The following is a 22,281-nucleotide window of genomic DNA, read 5'->3' on the forward strand; positions in this document are numbered from 1 at the left end:
CTTTTTTATTTTTCAAAGTAAGCTTTACCGTCTAAATAAGTGGCTTGTAATTGTAAGTCATCATCTAGCACGATAAAATCAGCTGCATATCCTGGTTCTAGATGCCCGCAAACATCGTCAATTCCTACAGATTTTGCAGGAACTAGACTTGCCATTAATAAAGCTTCATGAGGAGTTGCAATTCCCCATTTGACAACATTTTGAACTCCTTGGATAAGTTCTAAAATACTACCAGCAAGGCTGCCATTATGTTTCAATCGAGCTGTACCATCTTTAACAATAACGTCAAATTCTCCTAATGTAGATTCACATTCTCCTAATCCACCAGCACGCATACAGTCTGTAATTAAAGCTGTACGATGACGGCCGCAACAATTCATCACAATGTTAGCTGCTACAGGATGAACATGGTGACCATCACAAATTAATTCATCGAATACGTCAAATTCATTTGGAAGAGTGAGTGCTGCACCAACAACACCAGGTTCACGATGATGAAGTCCACGCATACCGTTATAAGTATGAACGAAGATATTTGCTCCAGCTTCTACTGCATTTTTACAGTCTTCATATGTCGCATCTGTATGAGCTAAAGCAACATAGATATCTTCTTTTACGGCATGTTTGATAAAGTCAACGGCTCCATCACGTTCCGGAGCAATCGCAATTTTTTTCACCCAACCATTTGCTTTTTGTTGCCATTCATCCAAAATTTCAGTTTTTGGATCTCCCATGTATTTAGGATTTTGAGCTCCTTTATGAACTTCGCTGAAGAAAGGACCTTCTAAGAAAATCCCTCTAATTTTAGCTCCTGAAATAGACGTTGCATTATCTCCGATAGTTTGGCAAACATCATTTAATAATTCTCTAGACGCTGTTAAAGTAGTTGGTAAGTAGGAAGTAACCCCACAACTAGGCAAACCAGCAGAAATAGTTTTTAAGCCTTCTACATCATTGTCCATTACATCTGCGCCTTTATATCCATGAATATGTGTATCGACAAGTCCTGGAGCAATGCTATAGGCAGAGTAGTCTATAATAGAACCATCAGTTGGTTTTTCTTCTTGAAACTCTCCGAATACTCCAGAGTCTAAAATTGGTAAATATCCAGGGCCTTTCACAACATGTTCAAAATAAAATTGTTTTGCATAAATATACGTAGTCATAATATCCCTCCTTTTAATCTTTTTTACAATATATTTATTCACTTATTGAATCGTTAATGGATGAATCGTTACCCCTTTTACAACACGGTTTACGGTTCCACTTGGAGAAGGTGTATCAGGTTTATTACCTACTTTAACAGAAGATAGTAATCCAATAGTTTGTCCAAAAATAGCATATGGAAGTGCTAAGTAAGCATCTGGAACTGATGAAAATGCTTCTGCAAAATCAAAGCTAGTTCCTTCATATTGACCTTCTACAGATACACCCACTGCACATACTAGAGGTGCAATGCTATCTCCATACATTTCTTCTAAAATATCTAAGTCGTATTGACGTGTATAAGCATCATTTGAAACAAATACAAATGCTAATGAACGAGAGTCAACGAATGATTTAGGACCATGACGGAATCCCATAGATGAATCGTAAATCGTTGCAATTTTACCAGCTGTTAATTCTAAGATTTTTAATTGTACTTCACGAGCTAAACCTGCTAATGGACCAGAACCAAGATAAATGACACGATTATAATCTAAATCCACAAATTGTTGTAATACATGTTCACGTTCTAAAACACTTTCTCCCATTTGACGAATAGCTGTTACAAATGCAGCTTTTTCTTCAATAGAATGTCCTTCATCAAAAATTAATAAAGCTGTTAAAGTCATACAAGTAAAGCTACCAGTCATTGCAAAACCAGCATCATTTGAACGAGCAGGCATCATTAATAATAAATTACGGTCATCACCAGGTACTGCTAGAGCTAATTTTCCTTCAGGAGCACAAGTAATGGTAATTTGATAGAAGTCTTTGACAATTTGTTGTCCTAATTGAACGCTGGCTAAACTTTCTGGAGAATTACCGCTACGTGCAAAAGATACTAAAATTGTAGGAATGTCTGCTTTGAAATAATCTAATGGATTACTCACTAAATTAGTTGTTCCTACTGATTGGAATTCAAAACGATCTTCACGACCATGACGTTTTAAATAAGGTAAAATTGTATCTCCTACATATTGAGATGTACCTGCACCGGTGAAAATGACACGATAACGTTCATGTGGTAATGATCCTAAGAATGACTGAATACGATCTAAGTTTTCTGAGTAATAATCAAATGCTTCCTGCCATAATTCTGGTTGTTGGCGAATTTCACGAGTTGTGATTTCCGCTGTTAGTGCTTCTAGTTGTTCTTTTGAAAATTGAAACATTTTAAAACCTCCCATTTCTGATTTATTTATGTGTATTTCTATGATAACGAACTTTATAAAAGAATTGATCACTTCTAGCGACACTTAATGTAAATTCGATAATATGATTTTCACTGTTGACACTAGTTCTCTTTAAGCGCAAACAAGCAGCATGCATGGGTGTTTCCAAGATTGGAGATTCATCTTTAGTTAGAATACTCGCTGAAAATTCTTCATCTGCATAAATGATTTTTTGTTGAAAATCATTTAAAAAAACTTCATATAAGGAACGATTTTGTAATTGTTCCTGCGTAAGATTAGGAAATAATCTAGCAGGTAAGAATGTTGTTTCTTTCATCATTGGAATACCATCTGCAAATCGAATCCGTTTGAGTCGATAAATATATTCCCCCGTTTCAATGCCTAATTGCTGAGCAATATAACTATCAGCTTTATAGTAATGAAATGCTGTAATGATGGTAGAAGGTGTTCTCCCTAATTCTTTCATTTGTTCTGTAAAACTGTATCCTTCTAGTAAATTTTGACGTTCTTTCCATTGACTAGAAATAAAAGTGCCTTTTCCATGGCGTTTGTAAATATAACCTAATGTTTCTAATTCTTTTAATGCTGTACGGACAGTTGTTCTGCTGACTCCATACTCTTTACAGATTTCTCTTTCCGACAACATTTTCTGGTGAACCTGCCCATGTGTCGTAATGTATTCAATGAGATCAAAGCTAAGTTTGGAATAAAGAGGCACTTGTTCAGTTTCTACCATTTGATTTCCTCCTTTCTAGAATTTGTAACGTCTACTGGTCATTACCAGTTACTCTCATTTTAATTTTAAAAATGTCATAAGTCAAGATTTCTCTCAAAAATAATGGGGGTATGATTTAATAGAAATGAACAATATAAGATAAAGAACGTTTTAATGAAATGGTTTCTAGAAAAAGTAGTTATAGAAAAAAACGATTAGTTGTTCGTATTATTTTGAATATACTAAGGTGTTGAGAAACTTGACGAGCTTCCTAGAAAAAAAGTACAATAAAGGGTACGAAAAGAGAGGGGAATTACTGTGGATAAAGTGTTCAATTATAAAAGTTGTTTCGATATTATCGGTCCTATTATGATTGGACCTTCGAGTTCTCATACTGCTGGTGCCATTTCTATTGGAAGATGTGCAAGACAACTATTTGGAGGAACTCCGACAAGTGTTCAATGTATTTATTATGAATCGTTTGCTCAGACTCATAAAGGGCATGGAACAGACTTTGCGATTATTAGTGGAGTTCTGGGATTTGAAACGGATGATGAGCGTGTGCCACAAGCGGTTGAGATTGCTACTAAAGAAGGTATTTCAATTGAATTTATTGAAAGAGATGAGCCGAGTCCAGTCGCTCATGCGAATACAGCTGATTTAACACTGATGTCTGCGACAAGACGAGTTCGTTTAATTGGTACTTCAATTGGTGGGGGAACTGTAGAAGTGAAATATGTGGAAGTGGATGGATTTATTTCAAACCTTTCGGGACCATTACCAATTATTTTAGAAATTCTTCCAAAAGAGGAACTTTCAACAGTGAGCACTTTATTAGAGGAATATAATGTTCCAATTCGTAAAAGAAAAGAACTAAAGGATGGCTCATCTCGCTTTATTAGTTATGAATTGAGCGGATTATTATCACCAACTCTACAAGAAAAATTACAATCGATTCAACAGGAAAAAACAATCTATGTCTTTACATAAAATTAAGAAAGGAATTTCGTGATGTTTGTTAGCATACAGGAATTAGTCACTTTAGCGTCTAATCAAAATAAATCTATTTCTGAAGTAATGATTGAACAAGAAATGGAAATGACCCAACAAAGTCGAGAATTTATTTGGGCGAAGATGGAAAAAAATCTTCAAACAATGAAGCAAGCAGTAGAAAGAAGTGTACAGGGTCAAGGTGTATTCTCTCCAACAGGATTAACGGGTGGGGATGCTGTAAAAATGAAAAAATATCGCGAAAAAGGAAAAACTTTATCAGGAGATAAAATTTTAGCGGGAGTGCAATATGCACTAGGTACAAATGAAGTGAATGCAGCAATGGGACTTGTGTGTGCAACACCAACTGCAGGAGCCAGTGGCACATTACCCGGAGTTGTATTTTCCATTGCAGATAGTATGAATTTAACTCATGAACAACAAGTAAGATTTTTATTTACAGCATCAGCATTTGGAATGGTAGTGGCAAATAATGCAATGATTTCAGGTGCTATGGGTGGTTGCCAGGCAGAAGTTGGTAGTGCTAGTGCAATGTCTGCAGCTGCGGCAGTTGAAGCTGCTGGAGGAACGCCACAAGAATGTTCTGAAGCTTTTTCCATTGCATTAGGCAATTTGTTAGGATTAGTGTGTGATCCTGTTGCAGGCTTAGTAGAAATTCCATGTGTGAAGAGAAATGCGATTGGAGCAGGAAATGCTCTTATTGCTGCAGATATGGCTTTAGCAGGAATTACGAATGTTATTCCAGCAGATGAAACGATTGAAGCTATGCGCTCAATTGGCAGAAGAATGCCAAGTGAATTAAGAGAAACAGGGCTAGGTGGAACTGCCGGTACTCGAACAGGATTAGCGATTAAAATGAGAATTTTTGGACAAGATGTTTCGTTAGAAAAAGAGGAGGAATAAAGATGGCAAAAGAAGTCGCAACATTTGCAGGAGGATGCTTCTGGTGTATGATTAAACCATTTGATACACAACCTGGAATTGAATCTGTTATTGCAGGTTATACAGGGGGACATAAGGAAAATCCTACTTATAAAGAAGTTTGTTCAGGAACAACAGGACATACGGAAGCTGTGCAAATTACTTTTGATCCAGAAATCTTCTCATATGAACAATTAGTGGAAGTTTATTGGCAACAAACAGACCCAACCGATGCGATGGGACAATTTGTAGATAGAGGCGATTCTTATCGACCAGTGATTTTCTATCACTCTCCAGAACAAAAAGCAATTGCAGAAGCTTCGAAAAAAGCTTTACAAGATAGTGGACGCTTTAAAAAAGATATTGTTACAAAAATTGAACCAGCGAGTACATTTTATCCAGCTGAAGAATATCACCAAGATTTTTATAAGAAAAATCCAGATCATTACTACCGTTACCGTGGTATGTCTGGACGTGATACGTTTATTGAAAAAAGTTGGAAATAGGATTTCAGTTGAAGTTATTTAAAAAATTGAATAATAAGAAATGTGGACAACCCGTTTTACTTTTTACGAAGTAGGCGGGTTGTTTTTTGTGTCAGTGTGGAAATAATCTTTATATATATTGAAAAAAATCGAATTTTATAGGGAAAAATATTATTGACAAGTAGAGTCAAGGGGGTAAAAATAGAAACACTTCCACATTAATATGGAAGTACATTGACTAAAAAATGGTGATTACTTACTTTATACTAATAGTAAGTTAAACGGTACCATTAAAATCAATGAAACCTTGAGTTAGGGGTGAAGGGATGAATAAAAGACAAGTATTATTATTAGAGTACCTAATGAAAAATATAGAGTATTTATCTGCTAATCAATTGGCTGATAGATATAAGGTTTCGACTAAAACCGTTTATCAAGATATTGATATGATTAATGATTTTTTGAAGGACAATTTAATAGAAACAGAAGTAATAAAAACTCCAAGAAAAGGAATTAAATTATTATCAAAATTGGAAAACAAAAAGATTCATACAAAAATAATAAAATTGAATGGAGAAATGAAAGAATCATTTTCTCCTGAATATCGTGAAAAAGAGTTAGTAAGAAAAATATTTGTTACTCATGAAAAAGTAGACCTATATGAATTTTCAGAGGAAATGTTTGTTACGGATTCTACGATTCATAGACTAATTGATAAATTAAATAGTATATTTGTTTCCTTTGATGTGAAGTTAAAAATAAAAAGAGATGAAATAATTCTAAAAGGAAATGAAAGAAATATCCGTAAGGCTCTTGAAATATTTATTATGAAATTTATACCAAATGATAGGGAGCGTCTAAAAAATTTGGAATTATTTTTTTCAAAAGAAGATATAAATAATTGTCAAAAATCTATTGTTAAACTATCGGAAAAGTATCAATTTCAATTTACAGATGAATACTTATATTCATTATTACTAGATTGTTTAATTTTTAAAAAGCGAAATGAGGCTAATGAAAATTTAACTAATAGATTAAGTAATTTAGTTAATGATGTAAACCATTTAGAAGTATATTTCTTTGCTGGGGAATTGCTAGAGACTATTCTAAATTTCCCTCTTGAAAAGATTTCTCCTTATGAAATTGAAGCAATGGCATATAATTTACTAGCTTTTGGTTTCAATATTCAGTCTGTTGATTATATGAAAAGTGTTAACGAACAAGTAAAAGGACTGATACAAAAGGTTTCTAATTTATTAAGTTTAAATCTTACAACAGACGAGCATTTACAGATGATGCTTAGTACTCATATTTCAAAGATGATTATCAGATTACGCAATCAAAATTATATTTCTAACCCTGCATTGGAAGAAATAAAAAAACAATATTCTAGTCTATTTAATGTCATTTGGTTGTCTATAAGAACGTTATCTCAGTATTACGAACTAAGTATACCGAATGAAGAGTTAGCTTTTATTGTTATTCATTTTCAGGTTGCTATTGAAAAAATAATAAAACCATTGAATATTGTCGTGGTTTGCCAAAATGGAATTGCAACTTCTGAATTAATCATGAATAAGTTACGTAGAATTTTTTCTAGTGAGGAAAAACTAACAACTATTAGTTTAAGAGAGCTAGATTTCTATGATTTAAAAAATATTGATTTAGTAATTTCTACTATTGGACTGCCAGAACTAAATATACCTGTTATAGAAGTTAGTCCTATTATTACAAAAGAAGAGTTAAGAATGATTCAACAGTTTTATTCTGAACAAAGTACAGATAATTATAGGATGATGAAAACATCTTTAAATGGAAGAGAATTTAATGTAGCGTCTTTGAATACTTTATTAAAAGAACCAAATTTAATTAAGGTAAATGTAAAAAATAAACAGGAATGTATAGAGAGACTAATACTCGAATGCAATGTTGGAAATCAAACTAAAGAATTTAGAGAATCTATCATTCAAAGAGAGTTGTTAGGAAGTACAAGTGTTTATACAGGGATAGCTTTACCACACTGTGATCCTAAAGTTGTTAAGCAATCTGAACTGATTTTAATGAGTTTAGATAAACCTATTGAATGGGGAAAAAATTTAGTCAGTTTAGTGTTATTAATAGCAATTGCAGAACAGGATATTTCAGTGTTTAAAGATAGTCTAATAGCCTTATATTCTGTAATAGAGAATCAAAACTTGATGTCGGAATTAATGTTGATGTCAGATGGAGAAAAAATTAAAAGTAAAATACTTGAGGAGGTGAGTCAAAATGCTAGATAAAGAAATTTTTGAAATTAATGTTAAAAACATTAGTTCTAAAGAAGAAGCATTGACTTATTTGTCAGATAAACTGATTGAAAAAGGGATTGTAAAAGAATCGTATAAGGAAGCTATTTTAAATAGAGAAAAAGTATTTCCAACAGGACTACAGTTTGAAAAATATGGAATTGCTATTCCACATACAGATGTAGAACATGTTAATAAGGAACAAATAGCAGTAATGACGTTAGAAAATCCAGTTTCATTTTATCAAATGGGGACAAATGATGTGGAAGTTTCTGTAAAGGTAATTTTTATGCTTGCTTTGAAAGAGGCTCATAGTCAATTATCGATTTTACAACAATTAATAGAAATTCTTCAGGATAAAGAAATTATGGAGAGATTAATGAATATGGATGAACATACAACATCCAAAGAAGTAAAAGATTTGTTAGCAGTCAAAAATATAAAATAATAAAGGAATAAGTTTAGTAAAAAAGAAAGGAGGAAAATTTACTAAACAAACAGAATCAGACTGTTTAATCTGAATATTTTAATTATTAGGAGGAAAAGATTATGTTGGCATTATTTCAAAAATTTATCGATTTAGGCGCAATAGTAGTATTACCAATTTTAATATTTATTTTTGGTATGATTTTAGGAACTAAACCTAAAAAAGCATTTGTATCAGGTGTAATTGTTGGGGTTGGTTTTGTTGGATTGAATATGGTAGTTGATTTATTAGGAGGTAGCTTAGGACCTGCAGCTCAAGCAATGGTTGAAAGATTTGGATTACATTTAACAACAATTGACGTTGGTTGGCCTGCAGCAGCAGCAATTTCTTATGGAACATTATTAGGAAGTTTAGCTATTCCAATTGGTATCGGAATTAATGTTTTATTACTATTCTTAGGATTAACAAAAACATTAATGGTAGATATGTGGAATTTCTGGCATGCAGCTTTTGTAGCATCTTTAGTATATGCACTTACTCAAGATTTTACATTAGGATTATATGCAACAATTGTATATTTAGTAATGATTTATTTATTAGCAGATATTATTGCTCCAGCTATTAAAAAATTCTATGGATTCCCTAATATTACATTCCCACATGGAACATCAGCACCTGGATTTTTAGTAGCTATTCCACTAAATTGGGTGTTTGATAGAATTCCTGGATTTAATAAAATTGAAGCAAATCCAGAAAGTATTCAAAAGAAATTTGGTATTTTTGGTGAAAGTACAGTATTAGGTCTTGTAATTGGTATTGTCATGGGATTATTAGCAGGTTATGATCCAAAAGGAGTTTTACAATTAGGTGTTAAGATGTCAGCTGTTATGGTAATTATGCCTCGTATGGTATCACTTTTAATGGAAGGTCTTACTCCAATTTCTGAGGCTGCAAACGAATTTGTTCAAAAACGATTCCCTGGTCGTGAAGTAAATATTGGTATGGACTCTGCTTTATCAGTTGGACATCCAGCAGTATTATCAAGTTCATTAATTTTAGTTCCAATTACAATCTTATTAGCAGTAATTTTACCAGGAAACCAAACATTACCATTTGGTGATTTAGCTACAATTCCATTTGTAGTATGTTTAATGGCAGCTGTATTTAGAGGAAATATTGTTCGTACAGTTGTTGGTGGAACAATTTATATTGCAAGTATTTTCTACATTACTTCATGGGTAGCTCCATTAGTTACAAAAGCAGCACAAGCAGCAAACTTTGATTTAGGTGGAAATACAAGTATTACCGCTTTAGCAGAAGGTGGATTATGGCCAACATGGTTGTTTGTGTTTGCAGGAAAAACTGCACCTTGGGTAATTCTGTCAGTAGTTCTAGTAGCTTCATTAGCAGGATTATATTATGTAAATAAAGTTCGTGCAGAGAAATAGGAGAATAAGATTATGAAAAAATTATTAATTATGTGTGGTTCTGGAATTGCAACATCAACAGTTGTTGCTGGAAAAGTAAAACAATGGTTATCTGATAATAATTATTCAGATAAAGTTCAAGTTTTTCAATCCAAAGTTTCAGAAGAAGTTAATCGTATTGATGAATATGATATTGTAATTTCTACAACAGTTGTACCTGATTCAATTAAAGATAAAGTGATTATGGGATTACCTTTATTGACAGGTATGGGAATTGATGCTTTATGGACTGAATTGAAAGCAGCGTTGGAGGCTTAGTAAATGAAAGCATATATGAGAGATGTATTAGGGAAAGCAAAACAAGGTAATTTTGCAATTCCAGCAACAAACTTTATTGATTGGAATTCTGCCAAAGCGTATGTAGAAATGAGCGAAGAATTGAATCTTCCACTAATTTTAGCTTTTGCACAAGTACATTCTCCTTATTTAAGTTTAGAAGAGGCTGCTAGTATTGGAAAATATTTTCAGGAAAAAGCAAAAACTCCAGTTGTGTTACATCTAGATCATGGACAAGATTTAGTATTTATAAAAAAAGCAATTCAATTAGGATTTAATTCCGTAATGATTGATGCATCTTTAGATTCTTTTGAAGAAAATGTTAGAAAAACAAAAGAGGTTGTTGAAGTTGCCCATGAATTTGGAGTTGATGTTGAAGCAGAAATTGGTTTTGTTGGAGCAAATGGAGATGTATCGAAAGACGAAATAAAGTCTATTTATACAAATGTAGAAGATGCTGAAAAATTTGTTCAAGAAACTAATGTTGATTCTTTAGCAGTTTCAATAGGGACTTCTCATGGCTTGTATAAAGGTATTCCAAAAATTAATTTCCAACGATTATCTGAGTTACACAATATATTAAATATTCCATTAGTTTTACATGGCGGATCAGGTTCAGGAGATGATAATTTGAACCGTTGTGCACGAGAAGGAATTTCAAAAATTAATATTTATAGTGATTTTATGGATGCTGGTGCAAAATCGGTTTCTGAAAAGTCATTTACAAACTATATTGATGTATTAAAAGTTTCAAGAGAAGGTATGAAAGCTACTTTAAAACATTATTATCATGTGTTTGAGACTAGATAGAAGGAGAAAATAAATGGGAACTATTAAAGATAAATTTTTCATTTTTAATCCGAAATCATATTTATTTGGAGATGAATTATTAGAATTAGCCAAAGAAGCTGATCAATTAGCTGAACAGTATCCAGAAATTAGTATTTTTGTAACGTGTCCATATGCAGACATTCCAAAAGTATCCAGTGAAACAAAACATATTATTGTGACAGCTCAACACTTAGATGGGATTGATTGTGGTAGAGGAATGGGAGCAGTTTTGCCAGCTTCGCTTTATAATGCTGGAGCAAGAGCTACTTTTTTAAATCATGCTGAACATCCATTAACAACATCTCAAGTAGTCGCTTCTATCAATCAAGCTGAAAAAATGGAACTTATAACGATTTTGTGTGCAGATTCTATTAAAGAAGCACGAATGTTGGCAATGTTAAATCCAACAATCATGTTATGTGAACCTACAGAGTTGATTGGAACAGGACAAACAAGTGACGATTCATATATTTTAGAAACTAATCATCAAGTGAAATCTGTTAATTCAGATATTTTAATGATGCAAGGTGCTGGAATTATGAATGAGAATGATGTCTATCGTACAATTAAGCTTGGTGCAGATGGTACAGGCTGCACAAGTGGAATTGTTAAAGCAAAAGATCCGAAACTAATGTTAAAATTAATGATTGAAGCTGTTGACAAAGCAATGAATGAGGAGAAAAAATGACTGTATTTCAAAAAGAATTTAAAGTAGATACAAAAGAAGGTCAAGTATCATATATTGATATTACAAATTCTATACATCAAACTATTACTGAAAGTGGTATTCAATCAGGAATATGTACAGTTATCACAGCACATACAACATGTTCTATTTTCTTTGAAGAGGATACACATGATAAAGATGAAAATGGTGTAGATTATTTACAATTAGATTTAAATACTATTTTAGAAAAGATTATTCCACCCCATTTAAGTGCGGATAGTTATCATTATCCTGGTGAAAAACATTATCAAGAAGTTGAATCTTGGCCTAATCCTGAAGAATGGTTACCAAATGGAGATAGAAGTGCATTATGGAATGGAGATGCTCATCTAAAAGCCACAATCTTGGGTTCTAGTGAAACCTTAGCTGTTGTAGATGGTAAATTGGCAATAGGAAAAACAGGTTATGTTTATTTTGCAGACTTTGATAAAACTCGAGAAAGAACAAGAAAGTATCGAGTTGTGATTATTGGAGAATAATTAATAGATATACAACAAACCCCGAGGGATTTCGAAAAATAAAATCCCTCGGGGTTTTTCTATTCAATCTTTTTAAACTCTCTTATGACCCATTCCAGTGAATTTACTAATGACTGTAAAGACTACTGATCCGATAATAGCGGGTACTAACCATTCGAATCCGAATTGGTTTAATGGTAAGGTGTTTGTCCAAGCTGCTAATTCAGAGAGGAAGTTACCACCTTGCATTTGAGAGAATAAATGAATAGCTTGAATTCCTCCAATGAAGAATGCTCCAACAACTGCGCCTGTATAAGTCCAATTATAAACAATATAGCGATCAAAAATCGATAAGAAGATTAATGCGATTACCATTGGATAAATAGCACTTAGGACGGGAACAGCTAATTGTAATAACGCATCCACCCCTAAAAGTGATAGAAGGAATGAAATAACGACTGACACTACAACAATTTTTTTATATTCTAATTTTCCATTTGTTAAGGTTGAAAAATAATGACCACAAGTTGTAATTAATCCAACAGATGTTGTTAAGCAAGCAAATGATACGGCAATCCCCATAGCGACTTTACCAAATGAGCCTAATAATTGTTCAATTAATCCGATTAGTAATGCAGGGCGTTGAATCGTTGAATCGTAAACCGTACTGACAGTTGCTCCTGCATAAGTTAAACTGCTGTATACTAATGCTAGTAAAATAAAAGATACAATTCCAACTCCAAACATCATTTGATGTTGTTCTTTTTTCTCTGTATAACCTCGTCTAGTTAAGTCTGAAATAACAACTCCTGCCATTAAGGCTGCTCCAAGTGCATCCATTGTTTGGTAGCCTTCTTTGAAGCTTTGAGAAAATAATCCTGCAGAAGTTGTTGTTTGGAAGCTTGCATTTGGCTGAACTACAGCAGCAATAAATACAAGTAATAAAATGAATAATAAAATCGGAGTTAAATATTTTCCAATTGCATCAATAACGGTGTGCGAATGAATTGCAATATATAATGTTAATCCGAAAAAGATAAGAGAAGTAATCCATTGTGGAGCACTTGGTACAAATGATTGTACAAAAATTTCATGAGTAGTAGCTCCGGTTCTTGGAACGGCAAATAATGGCCCAATTAAGATAATGGAAATTGCTCCAATAATAATAGAAAAATGTTTACTCACTCTTTTTCCTAAATCTGTTGCTTGTCCTCCTAATAGGGCTGTAACAATAACCCCGAGAATCGGTAATAGTGGATCTGATAATAAAAAGGCAATATTTGCAATTCCCCAGTTATTTCCAGAAATAACACCTAAGTAAGGGGGGAAGATTAAATTTCCAGCGCCAAAGAAGATGGCAAACAATGCAAATCCACAAATAATAATGTCAATAATTTTCTTTCGAGACATAAATTTCCTCCTATATATTCTTAAAAAAAGATTAAAAAATAATTATAAATAGTGTACCATTTCTTTTTGTTGAAAGCTAGACATATTTGATTAAAATTTCACGAGTAGATTTTGTGAGCTTTATTGATTACAATGTTATTAGGGAAATAATTTGTTAGGAGGTTGTCCTTTTGCGTAAAGTATATTTAAACCATGATGGTGGAGTAGATGATTTAGTCTCATTATATTTATTATTAAAAATGGAAGATGTTGAACTAGTTGGTGTAGGTGTTATTGAAGCAGATTGTTATTTAGAACCTGCAGTTGAAGCAAGTAAGAAAATTATTCAAAAATTTGGTTCTACAAAAGATCAAAGAATTCGTGTGGCTTCTTCAAATTCACGTCCAGTTCATCCATTTCCAAAAGAGTGGAGAATGCATGCATTTACAGTAGATGCGTTACCAATTTTAAACGAATATAAACCGATTTTAGTACAAGATTCCCCTTATAAAGCACATGAGGATTTAGTGCATGTTTTAAAGGAATCAACGGATAAAGTGGACTTGTTATTTGTAGGGCCATTAACGGATTTAGCTCGAGCATTAGATTTGGATGCCAGTATTGAAGAAAAAATTGGAAAATTATACTGGATGGGTGGAACATTTTTAGAACAAGGAAATATTGAAGAACCGGAACATGATGGAACAGCTGAATGGAATGTTTATTGGGACCCATTTGCTGCGAAACGTGTTTGGGAATCATCGATTCCTATTGAATTAGTCGCCTTAGAAAGTACTCGTATGGTTCCATTAACGTTAGATGTACGTGATCGTTGGGCGAGAGAACGTAAAGTAGAAGGAATTGATTTCTTAGGACAATGTTATGCCATTGTTCCTCCATTGACGCATTATGTTACGAATTCAACCTATTTCCTATGGGATGTATTAACGACAGCTTCTTTTGGAAAAGAAGATTTAGTGAAACGAGAAGTTGTTCCTTCAGATGTAATTACAAGTGGTGCAAGTTCTGGTAGAACGATTCGCGTAGAAAACGGGCGTCCAGTTGACCTTGTTTATCATGTAGACCGTGATGCATTTTTTGATTATATTACAGGCTTAGCAAGAAAAGATTAAAAAAGTTAGATTGACTACAAAATGGAGAGATTCTTTTTGTAGTTTTTCTTTTTTATTATTGAAATAAACCATGATAATACACGAATGATAGCTATCTATGGTACAATAGCTAAGCAGAATGATTGAAAGTGAGGAAATGAAATGAGTTTTAAGATTGGCAATATTCAAATTGACAATCCAGTAGTCGTTGCACCGATGGCAGGGATTAGTAATTCAGCTTTTCGTGTAACGGTAAAAGAATTTGGAGCAGGCTTAGTTGTTTGCGAAATGATTAGTGATAAAGGGATTCAATTTAGAAATGAAAAAACATTAAGCATGTTGCATATTGAACCAAATGAATATCCATTGAGCGTCCAAATTATGGGCGGAAATAAAGATACATTAGTAGAAGCTGCCAAATATGTAGCTGAAAATACAGAGGCTGCAATTATTGATATTAATATGGGCTGTCCTGTTAATAAGGTGATTAAAGCTGAAGCTGGTGCAAAATGGTTATTAGACCCAAATAAAGTTTATGAAATGGTTGCTGCAGTAGTCGATGCAGTGGATAAACCTGTAACAGTTAAAATGCGTACCGGTTGGGATGATGAACATTTATATGCCGTTGAAAATGCTCTTGCAGCAGAACGAGCAGGTGCAAGTGCTGTTGCGATGCATGGTAGAACTCGTGTACAAATGTATGATGGAAAAGCTAACTGGGAAATTCTTGGTGAAGTGAAGAAAAACTTAACACGTATTCCATTAATTGGAAATGGAGATGTGCGTTCTCCTCAAGATGCTAAGAAAATGATTGAAATAGCGGGTGTTGATGGAGTCATGATTGGTCGAGCTGCTCTAGCGAATCCATGGATGATTAAACAAACCGTTCATTATTTAGAAACGGGAGAATTATTACCGGAAAATACAGTTCCGGAAAAAATTGAAATTGCTAAAACACATTTAGATCGTTTAGCTAACTTAAAAGGTGAGTCAGTAGCGACAAAAGAATTCCGTAAATTAGCTGCTTATTACTTAAAAGGAATTCCTCGTGCAACGAAAACAAAAGTTGCGATTAATGAGTCTACAACAGTATCTCAAGTGAAACAAATTTTAGATCAATTTGTGCAAGAACATTTAGAACGTGTTGAAAGACAATTAGAACGTGGAAAAGAAGTAGAGTAAGACTTTATCGAATTTACTATTACCACAAAAAATAGAGGCTGTTCTGATTAAGAATAGCTTCTTATATTTTTCTAGTATTGGGGATGAGATATTTTGAAGGGAAAAACAAAGACAAGTGCGATTATATTAGCGTTGTTAGCAGCTGCATTTTATGCCATTAATACACCGTTTTCAAAAGTTCTATTGGAAAATGTTCCACCAACTTTTTTAGCAGCTTTTCTGTATCTTGGAGCGGGTGTTGGAGTTGGAATAATGTATTTATTTCACATTGAAAAAGAAGATAAATCAGAGAGACTTACAAAACAGGATTTACCTTATACGGTTGGAATGATTCTATTAGATATAGTTGCACCTATATTTTTAATGATAGGAATAAAAATGGGGACAGCATCTAATGCCTCACTCCTCGGTAATTTTGAAATTGTAGTGACTACATTAATAGCGTTACTTATTTTTAAGGAAAAAGTATCAGGAAAACTGTGGATTGCAATAGGGTTTATTACATTATCAAGTATTGTTTTGTCATTTGAGGGAATCGGTAGTTTTCAGTTTTCTATAGGCTCTCTTTTCGTTATATTAGCAACTTGTTGCTGGGGGCTTGAAAACAACTGTACAAGAAAGATATCAGAGAAAAGTACATATCAGATTGTTTTGTTAAAAGGAATTTTTTCCGGAGGAGGTGCATTTGTTATTGCTGTTTTACTTGGCGAAAAGATTCCAGAAATGAAATATATTGGCATGATTATGTTGCTTGGCTATGTTTCATATGGATTAAGTATTTTTGTTTATATACGAGCACAAAGAATTTTAGGAGCAGCTAAGACGAGTGCCTATTATGCAGTGGCACCTTTTGTAGGATCGTTTTTATCGTTTGTAGTAAATGGAGAAAAACTAGCTGTAGAATATTTTGTGGGACTAGCTTTGATGTTCATTGGAACGGTGTTTGTCGTTTATGATACTATGATAAAAAATCATCTTCATGGGCATATGCATACGATTGTTCATACACATAATGGAGTTACACATACTCATGTGATTATGCATACTCATGAGCATTATCATTTTGGAAATGAAGAGTTCCATCATCATAAACATGAAGATTATATGAATAGTTATGAACATAAATTGGCTCATGAGAATGGAGTATAGAATTCAGTTTATCACGTGAAATAGAAATGCAAGAGGCGATAGAAAGGAAAAATCTATCGTCTTTTTTATATGTAAATTTAAAAATTATTAACACCAATAAAAGAAAAAGAGAAGGAAGTCAGGAGGGCTTAATAAAGAAAAATAAACATAAACATAAACGCTTTATTTATCTGTTAATAATTGGTACAATAGATTAGAAATACAGTGGCAATGGTCACAAAAAAGGAGGAAATACAGTGTCTAACGAAGTAGAAGTACAAGAAACACTGAATGATCAATTACAAGTTCGCCGTGAAAAAATGCATCAATTACGTGAAAAAGGTGTAGAACCTTTTTCTACAGGATTCAAACAAAAACAATCCACTGAAGAAATTCATCAACAATTTGAAGGTGCGACAAAAGAAAGCTTAGCCGAGCAAGAAGAAGTGACTGTTCAAATCGCAGGTCGTATTATGACAAAACGTGGAAAAGGAAAAGCAGGTTTTGCTCATATTCAAGATGGTAAAGGTCAAATTCAAATTTATGTTCGTAAAGATGTTGTTGGAGACGAAGCTTATGAATTATTTGATAAAGCTGACTTAGGAGATATCGTTGGTGTTGTAGGAACAATTATGGTGACAAACACTGGTGAATTATCTGTTAAAGCTACTCAATTTGTTCATTTAACAAAAGCTTTACGTCCATTACCGGATAAATATCATGGATTAACAAATGTAGAACAACAATATCGTCAACGTTACTTAGACTTAATTAGTAACCGTGATAGTATGGATCGTTTCGTAACACGTAGTAAAATTATCCGTGAAATTCGTCATTACTTAGATTCTCGTGATTATTTAGAAGTGGAAACACCAGTATTACACACATTAGCTGGTGGAGCGAATGCTCGTCCATTTATTACTCACCATAATGCTTTAGATATGGAATTATACATGCGTATTGCTCCAGAATTACACTTAAAACGTTTAGTAGTAGGTGGAATGGAACGTGTTTATGAAATCGGTCGTGTATTCCGTAATGAAGGAATCGATACAACTCATAACCCTGAGTTCACATCTATCGAAATCTATACTGCTTATACTGACTATCAAGATGTTATGGACTTAACAGAAGGAATCGTATCAAGCGTTGCCCAAGAAGTATTAGGTAAAACAAAAGTTCCTTATGGAGAATATGAAGTGGAATTAAAAGCTCCTTGGAAGAGAGTTCATATGGTAGATGCCATTAAAGAAGTAACAGGAGTAGACTTCTGGGTAGAAATGACAGATGAAGAAGCTCGTGCAATTGCTAAAGAAAAAGGTGTGAAAGTTGAAGATTCAATGACTTATGGTCATGTAGTGAATGAATTCTTTGAAACATTTGTAGAAGAAACATTAATTCAACCAACATTCATCTATGGACATCCAGTAGCAGTGTCTCCACTTGCTCGTAAAAATGATGAAGATCCACGCTTCACAGATCGTTTCGAATGCTTCATTTGTACAAAAGAATATGCAAATGGATTTACAGAGTTAACAGATCCAATCGATCAACGTGAACGTTTCATGAAACAAGTAGAAGAAAAAGAAACTGGTAACGATGAAGCTCATCCATTAGATGAAGATTTCGTACAAGCATTAGAATATGGATTATCTCCAACTGGTGGGGTAGGTATCGGTATTGACCGTTTAGTTATGTTACTAACAAATAGCCAATCAATCCGTAATGTATTACTATTCCCAACAATGAAACATCAAGATTAATCATTAGAAAAAAACACTTTTTAGAAAATCCAAGACGGAGAAACCGTCTTGGATTTTTTCTATTCTTTGAAAGGTTCTGTCTGTTTCTTTTGTAGATTTTATGGTAAAATGACAGCGTATGTATGGAATGAAAGAAGGTGTCAATGGACAAGTGGATGAACAATTTGAAGGAAGAATTCCACCACAAAATTTAGATGCAGAACAATCTGTTTTAGGAGCAATTTTATTAGATCCAGATTCAATTGTGCCTGTGATGGAATTTTTAGTGCCAGAAGATTTTTATCGAGTAAACCACCAAGTGATTTTTAAAGCGATGGTGGAATTAAATAATGATTCTTCGCCCATTGATATTGTTTCAGTTGCAGAACGTTTAAATCAAAATAAACAATTAGAAAATGCAGGGGGACAATTTTATTTACTAGAATTAGCTGAAAAAGTTCCAACTGCTTCTAATGTAGAATATTATTCTAAAATCGTTAGTGAAAAATCAACTTTACGAAAATTAATTCGAACTTCTACGGATATTGCAACAGATGCATATGGTGAAATAGATGAAGTAGCAGTCGTGTTGGATAGAGCTGAGCGAAGTATTTTAGAAGTTTCTGAAAAGAGAAATCGAGCAGGATTTGTAGATATTACAAAAGTCTTGAATGAAGCGTATTTATCTCTTGAAGAGCGTATGAAAAATACAGGAGAAGTTACAGGAATTCCAACCGGATATATTGATTTAGATCGAATGACTTCAGGACTCCATTCAGATGAATTGATTATTTTAGCAGCACGTCCATCTGTTGGTAAAACAGCGTTTGTATTAAATATTGCGAAAAATGTTGCGACAAAAACAAATGAAACGGTAGCCATTTTCAGTTTAGAAATGAGTGCCGAGTCTCTTGTAAACCGTATGTTATGTTCAGAAGGCAGTATTGATGCAAGTAATATGAGAAATGGTCGTTTAACGGAAGAAGAACTCCGTAGTTATTTTGTAGCATCGGGTACTTTATCGAATGCGCCCATTTATATTGATGATACTCCAGGGATTCGTGTATCAGAAATTCGTGCTAAATGTAGACGATTAAAACAAGAACGCAATAATTTAGGATTAATTGTTATTGATTATTTACAATTAATTGAAGGAAATGGACGAGAAAGTCGTCAACAAGAAGTTTCAGAAATTTCAAGAAATTTAAAGAAACTTGCTAAAGAACTAAGTGTTCCAGTTATTGCTTTATCTCAATTATCACGTGGAGTAGAACAAAGACAAGATAAGCGTCCGGTAATGTCGGATATTCGTGAATCTGGTTCGATTGAACAAGATGCGGATATTGTAGCATTCTTATATCGAGATGATTATTATCGACAAGAACCAGATGAAGATGGAAATGTTCCAAAACAAGAGTCGAATAATATTATTGAAGTCATTATTGAAAAGAACCGTAGCGGTCCACGAGGAACCGTAGAATTAATGTTTATTAAAGAATATAATAAATTTACATCGATAGCGTCGAAGAGCTTAGAAGCTTCAATGCCACCAATGTAAAAAAATAAATTAAAGAGGTGCGGATATGTCGTCAGTAGTAGTAGTAGGTACACAATGGGGAGATGAAGGAAAAGGTAAAATTACTGATTTCCTAAGTGAAAAAGCAGAGTATGTGGCTCGTTATCAAGGGGGCGATAACGCAGGTCATACGATTCAGTTTGGTGGAGAAACGTATAAATTACATTTAATTCCATCAGGAATTTTTTCTCCTGAAAAACTTTGTATTATTGGAAATGGAGTTGTGGTCAATCCAAAATCTTTAGTAACGGAATTAGCCTATTTACATGAACGAAATATTACGACTGATAATTTAAGAATTTCAGATCGTGCGCACGTGATTTTGCCATATCATATTGAATTGGATCGTTTACAAGAAGAAGCTAAAGGGGACAAGAAAATCGGTACAACGATTAAAGGTATTGGACCTGCATATATGGATAAAGCAGCTCGTGTAGGGATTCGTATTGCGGATTTATTAGATCGAGAAGTTTTTGAAGAACGTTTACGTATCAATTTAGAGGATAAAAATCGTCAATTTACTAAATTATATGAAGCAAATCCAATGAATTTCGAAGACATTTTTGAAGAATATTATGAATATGGTCAACAAATTAAACAATATGTTTGCGATACTTCTGTATTATTAAATGATGCTTTAGATAATGGAAAACGAGTATTATTTGAAGGAGCACAAGGTGTGATGTTAGATATTGACCAAGGAACATATCCATTTGTAACTTCTTCTAACCCATTAGCAGGAGGAGTCACAATTGGTAGTGGCGTAGGCCCTTCAAAAGTAACAAAAGTAGTCGGTGTTTGTAAAGCATATACTTCTCGTGTAGGAGATGGCCCATTCCCTACAGAATTATTTGATGAAATTGGAAGTCGTATTCGTGAAGTTGGTCGTGAATATGGAACAACAACAGGACGTCCACGTCGTGTAGGATGGTTTGACAGTGTTGTGATGAGACATTCAAAACGTGTATCAGGGATTACAAATCTATGCTTAAATAGTATCGATGTATTAACTGGATTAGAAACAGTAAAAATTTGTGTTGCTTATCGTAAGTCAAATGGAGAAGAAATTAGTCATTATCCAGCAAGTTTAGTAGAATTAGGACAATGTGAACCAGTTTATGAAGAACTTCCAGGTTGGACGGAAGATATTACGGGATGCCGTAAGTTGGAAGAATTACCAATTGAAGCGCAAAACTATGTGCGTAGAGTTTCAGAATTAGTGGGAGTAAAAATTTCAACATTCTCAGTAGGTCCTGATAGAAACCAAACCAACATTTTAGAAGATGTTTGGGAGAGTAAATAGAATTCCCAAACGCTCAATCGCAAGAGAGGAGCTAGTTATGAAAAAGATTTTAGTAGTAGACGACGAGAAACCAATCTCAGATATTGTCAAATTTAGTTTATCAAAAGAAGGGTTTGAAGTTGTTACCGCCTTTGACGGTGAAGAAGGATTAGCAGTTTTTGCTGCAGAAAATCCTGATTTAGTGATTTTAGATTTAATGTTACCAAAAATTGAAGGATTAGAAGTTTGCCGAGAAATTCGTAAAACAAGTAATGTTCCGATTATTATGGTAACTGCGAAAGATGCAGAAATTGATAAAGTTTTAGGGCTAGAATTGGGAGCAGACGATTATGTGACTAAACCATTCTCAAATCGAGAATTAATTGCTCGAGTAAAAGCAAATTTACGTCGTCAACATGTAGCACCTAGTGAACCGGAAGAAGAAAAAACAGCTAATGAAATTGTATTAGGAAGCTTAATCATTCATGAAGATGCATATGTTGTTTCTAAACGAGGAGAAGAAATCGAATTAACGCATCGAGAATTTGAATTACTTCACTATTTAGCAAAACATATCGGACAAGTCATTACAAGAGAACATTTATTACAAACTGTTTGGGGTTATGATTATTTCGGAGATGTTCGAACAGTAGACGTAACAGTGAGACGTTTACGTGAAAAAATTGAAGATACACCGAGTCATCCTACATGGATTATGACAAGACGTGGAGTAGGCTATTATATTAAAACTCCAGAACAAGAAAAAGAAGCTTAGAATGATGCGCTTTTCTTTACCATGAACTATTCTGGGAAGAAAAGCGCATTTATTATCTACAAAGGAGAAAAAC

General features: G+C 33.6%; 21 protein-coding genes. 17 read left to right on the forward strand and 4 right to left on the reverse strand.

The genetic code is table 11. The features are described from left to right. Positions 1-5 precede the first annotated feature (5 nt). From nagA to RWR88_RS00160, 3 genes are read right to left on the reverse strand one after another with little or no spacing between them, the layout of a single operon-like run. Entirely contained in the window at positions 6-1,166 is a 1,161-nt protein-coding gene (gene nagA / locus RWR88_RS00150) for an N-acetylglucosamine-6-phosphate deacetylase (RefSeq protein ID WP_314449924.1), read from the reverse strand. Positions 1,167-1,208: 42 nt separating this feature from the next. Next, complete coding sequence (locus tag RWR88_RS00155; protein WP_314449925.1) at positions 1,209-2,378, reverse strand: SIS domain-containing protein; 1,170 nt, start codon at positions 2,376-2,378, stop codon at positions 1,209-1,211. 22 nt (positions 2,379-2,400) lie between these two features. Beyond that, positions 2,401-3,135 carry a GntR family transcriptional regulator gene (locus RWR88_RS00160; RefSeq protein ID WP_314449926.1) on the reverse strand — a complete coding sequence of 245 codons (735 nt, stop codon included), beginning with the start codon at positions 3,133-3,135 and terminating at the stop codon, positions 2,401-2,403. A 297-nt stretch (positions 3,136-3,432) separates the two neighbouring features. Between RWR88_RS00160 and sdaAB the strand changes: the two genes are divergently transcribed. The 10 genes from sdaAB to RWR88_RS00210 all read left to right on the forward strand — a co-directional run bounded on the left by sdaAB (position 3,433) and on the right by RWR88_RS00210 (position 12,043). Continuing rightward, positions 3,433-4,104, forward strand: coding sequence for an L-serine ammonia-lyase, iron-sulfur-dependent subunit beta (sdaAB, locus tag RWR88_RS00165; protein WP_314449927.1), 672 nt, complete (start codon positions 3,433-3,435; stop codon positions 4,102-4,104). Positions 4,105-4,125: 21 nt separating this feature from the next. Then, positions 4,126-5,028: an L-serine ammonia-lyase, iron-sulfur-dependent, subunit alpha gene (gene sdaAA, locus RWR88_RS00170; RefSeq protein WP_314449928.1), complete on the forward strand. Its 903-nt coding sequence runs from the start codon at positions 4,126-4,128 to the stop codon at positions 5,026-5,028. 2 nt (positions 5,029-5,030) lie between these two features. Next, positions 5,031-5,552: a peptide-methionine (S)-S-oxide reductase MsrA gene (gene msrA / locus RWR88_RS00175; RefSeq protein ID WP_314449929.1), complete on the forward strand. Its 522-nt coding sequence runs from the start codon at positions 5,031-5,033 to the stop codon at positions 5,550-5,552. 305 nt (positions 5,553-5,857) lie between these two features. Then, a complete protein-coding gene (locus tag RWR88_RS00180; RefSeq protein ID WP_314449931.1) occupies positions 5,858-7,810 on the forward strand; it encodes a PRD domain-containing protein in 1,953 nt (650 codons plus the stop codon). Further along, a complete protein-coding gene (locus RWR88_RS00185; RefSeq protein WP_314449933.1) occupies positions 7,800-8,264 on the forward strand; it encodes a PTS sugar transporter subunit IIA in 465 nt (154 codons plus the stop codon). The genes RWR88_RS00180 and RWR88_RS00185 overlap by 11 nt, the downstream gene beginning before the upstream one ends. A gap of 101 nt (positions 8,265-8,365) precedes the next feature. Continuing rightward, the gene (locus RWR88_RS00190; RefSeq protein ID WP_006703145.1) at positions 8,366-9,691 is read left to right on the forward strand and encodes a PTS galactitol transporter subunit IIC; all 1,326 of its coding nucleotides are present in this window, start codon (positions 8,366-8,368) and stop codon (positions 9,689-9,691) included. 12 nt (positions 9,692-9,703) lie between these two features. Next, complete coding sequence (locus RWR88_RS00195; protein ID WP_314449935.1) at positions 9,704-9,988, forward strand: PTS sugar transporter subunit IIB; 285 nt, start codon at positions 9,704-9,706, stop codon at positions 9,986-9,988. 3 nt (positions 9,989-9,991) lie between these two features. Further along, on the forward strand, positions 9,992-10,816 hold the full coding sequence (locus tag RWR88_RS00200) for a class II fructose-bisphosphate aldolase (protein ID WP_314449936.1): 825 nt from the start codon (positions 9,992-9,994) through the stop codon (positions 10,814-10,816). Positions 10,817-10,829: 13 nt separating this feature from the next. Next, positions 10,830-11,525 (forward strand): triose-phosphate isomerase, encoded by a 696-nt coding sequence (locus tag RWR88_RS00205; RefSeq protein WP_314449938.1) that lies wholly within the window; start codon positions 10,830-10,832, stop codon positions 11,523-11,525. Next, the gene (locus tag RWR88_RS00210; RefSeq protein ID WP_314257106.1) at positions 11,522-12,043 is read left to right on the forward strand and encodes a YjbQ family protein; all 522 of its coding nucleotides are present in this window, start codon (positions 11,522-11,524) and stop codon (positions 12,041-12,043) included. Before RWR88_RS00205 ends, RWR88_RS00210 begins: the two co-directional genes overlap by 4 nt. A gap of 72 nt (positions 12,044-12,115) precedes the next feature. On the opposite strand, the gene brnQ is transcribed toward RWR88_RS00210, so the two are convergent. Beyond that, complete coding sequence (brnQ, locus tag RWR88_RS00215; protein WP_314449940.1) at positions 12,116-13,432, reverse strand: branched-chain amino acid transport system II carrier protein; 1,317 nt, start codon at positions 13,430-13,432, stop codon at positions 12,116-12,118. 170 nt (positions 13,433-13,602) lie between these two features. On the opposite strand from brnQ, the gene RWR88_RS00220 reads away from it, so the two are divergent. From RWR88_RS00220 to yycF, 7 genes are all read left to right on the forward strand, one after another. Then, positions 13,603-14,544 carry a nucleoside hydrolase gene (locus tag RWR88_RS00220; RefSeq protein ID WP_314449943.1) on the forward strand — a complete coding sequence of 314 codons (942 nt, stop codon included), beginning with the start codon at positions 13,603-13,605 and terminating at the stop codon, positions 14,542-14,544. Positions 14,545-14,685: 141 nt separating this feature from the next. Beyond that, positions 14,686-15,705, forward strand: a complete 1,020-nt coding sequence (gene dusB, locus RWR88_RS00225; protein WP_006703153.1) for a tRNA dihydrouridine synthase DusB — start codon at positions 14,686-14,688, stop codon at positions 15,703-15,705. A gap of 90 nt (positions 15,706-15,795) precedes the next feature. After that, a complete protein-coding gene (locus RWR88_RS00230) occupies positions 15,796-16,854 on the forward strand; it encodes a DMT family transporter (RefSeq protein ID WP_314450100.1) in 1,059 nt (352 codons plus the stop codon). Positions 16,855-17,090: 236 nt separating this feature from the next. Then, entirely contained in the window at positions 17,091-18,596 is a 1,506-nt protein-coding gene (lysS, locus tag RWR88_RS00235) for a lysine--tRNA ligase (RefSeq protein WP_314449945.1), read from the forward strand. 151 nt (positions 18,597-18,747) lie between these two features. Further along, positions 18,748-20,133 carry a replicative DNA helicase gene (gene dnaB, locus RWR88_RS00240; protein ID WP_314450102.1) on the forward strand — a complete coding sequence of 462 codons (1,386 nt, stop codon included), beginning with the start codon at positions 18,748-18,750 and terminating at the stop codon, positions 20,131-20,133. A 25-nt stretch (positions 20,134-20,158) separates the two neighbouring features. Next, positions 20,159-21,454, forward strand: a complete 1,296-nt coding sequence (locus RWR88_RS00245; RefSeq protein ID WP_314449947.1) for an adenylosuccinate synthase — start codon at positions 20,159-20,161, stop codon at positions 21,452-21,454. Positions 21,455-21,491: 37 nt separating this feature from the next. Further along, a complete protein-coding gene (gene yycF / locus RWR88_RS00250; RefSeq protein ID WP_314349196.1) occupies positions 21,492-22,208 on the forward strand; it encodes a response regulator YycF in 717 nt (238 codons plus the stop codon). The last annotated feature ends 73 nt before the right edge of the window (positions 22,209-22,281 follow it).

Origin of the sequence: uncultured Granulicatella sp. (genome assembly GCF_963528195.1) — a bacterium.
In the GTDB taxonomy this organism is placed as follows: domain Bacteria; phylum Bacillota; class Bacilli; order Lactobacillales; family Aerococcaceae; genus Granulicatella.

Bases quoted from the DNA above. Each gene is read 5' to 3' on its own strand.
- nagA (WP_314449924.1), bottom strand. From the start codon at position 1,166: ATGACTACGTATATTTATGCAAAACAATTTTATTTTGAACATGTTGTG.
- RWR88_RS00155 (WP_314449925.1), bottom strand. From the start codon at position 2,378: ATGTTTCAATTTTCAAAAGAACAACTAGAAGCACTAACAGCGGAAATC.
- RWR88_RS00160 (WP_314449926.1), bottom strand. From the start codon at position 3,135: ATGGTAGAAACTGAACAAGTGCCTCTTTATTCCAAACTTAGCTTTGAT.
- sdaAA (WP_314449928.1), top strand. From the start codon at position 4,126: ATGTTTGTTAGCATACAGGAATTAGTCACTTTAGCGTCTAATCAAAAT.
- msrA (WP_314449929.1), top strand. From the start codon at position 5,031: ATGGCAAAAGAAGTCGCAACATTTGCAGGAGGATGCTTCTGGTGTATG.
- RWR88_RS00180 (WP_314449931.1), top strand. From the start codon at position 5,858: ATGAATAAAAGACAAGTATTATTATTAGAGTACCTAATGAAAAATATA.
- RWR88_RS00185 (WP_314449933.1), top strand. From the start codon at position 7,800: ATGCTAGATAAAGAAATTTTTGAAATTAATGTTAAAAACATTAGTTCT.
- RWR88_RS00190 (WP_006703145.1), top strand. From the start codon at position 8,366: ATGTTGGCATTATTTCAAAAATTTATCGATTTAGGCGCAATAGTAGTA.
- RWR88_RS00195 (WP_314449935.1), top strand. From the start codon at position 9,704: ATGAAAAAATTATTAATTATGTGTGGTTCTGGAATTGCAACATCAACA.
- RWR88_RS00200 (WP_314449936.1), top strand. From the start codon at position 9,992: ATGAAAGCATATATGAGAGATGTATTAGGGAAAGCAAAACAAGGTAAT.
- RWR88_RS00205 (WP_314449938.1), top strand. From the start codon at position 10,830: ATGGGAACTATTAAAGATAAATTTTTCATTTTTAATCCGAAATCATAT.
- RWR88_RS00210 (WP_314257106.1), top strand. From the start codon at position 11,522: ATGACTGTATTTCAAAAAGAATTTAAAGTAGATACAAAAGAAGGTCAA.
- brnQ (WP_314449940.1), bottom strand. From the start codon at position 13,432: ATGTCTCGAAAGAAAATTATTGACATTATTATTTGTGGATTTGCATTG.
- dusB (WP_006703153.1), top strand. From the start codon at position 14,686: ATGAGTTTTAAGATTGGCAATATTCAAATTGACAATCCAGTAGTCGTT.
- RWR88_RS00245 (WP_314449947.1), top strand. From the start codon at position 20,159: ATGTCGTCAGTAGTAGTAGTAGGTACACAATGGGGAGATGAAGGAAAA.
- yycF (WP_314349196.1), top strand. From the start codon at position 21,492: ATGAAAAAGATTTTAGTAGTAGACGACGAGAAACCAATCTCAGATATT.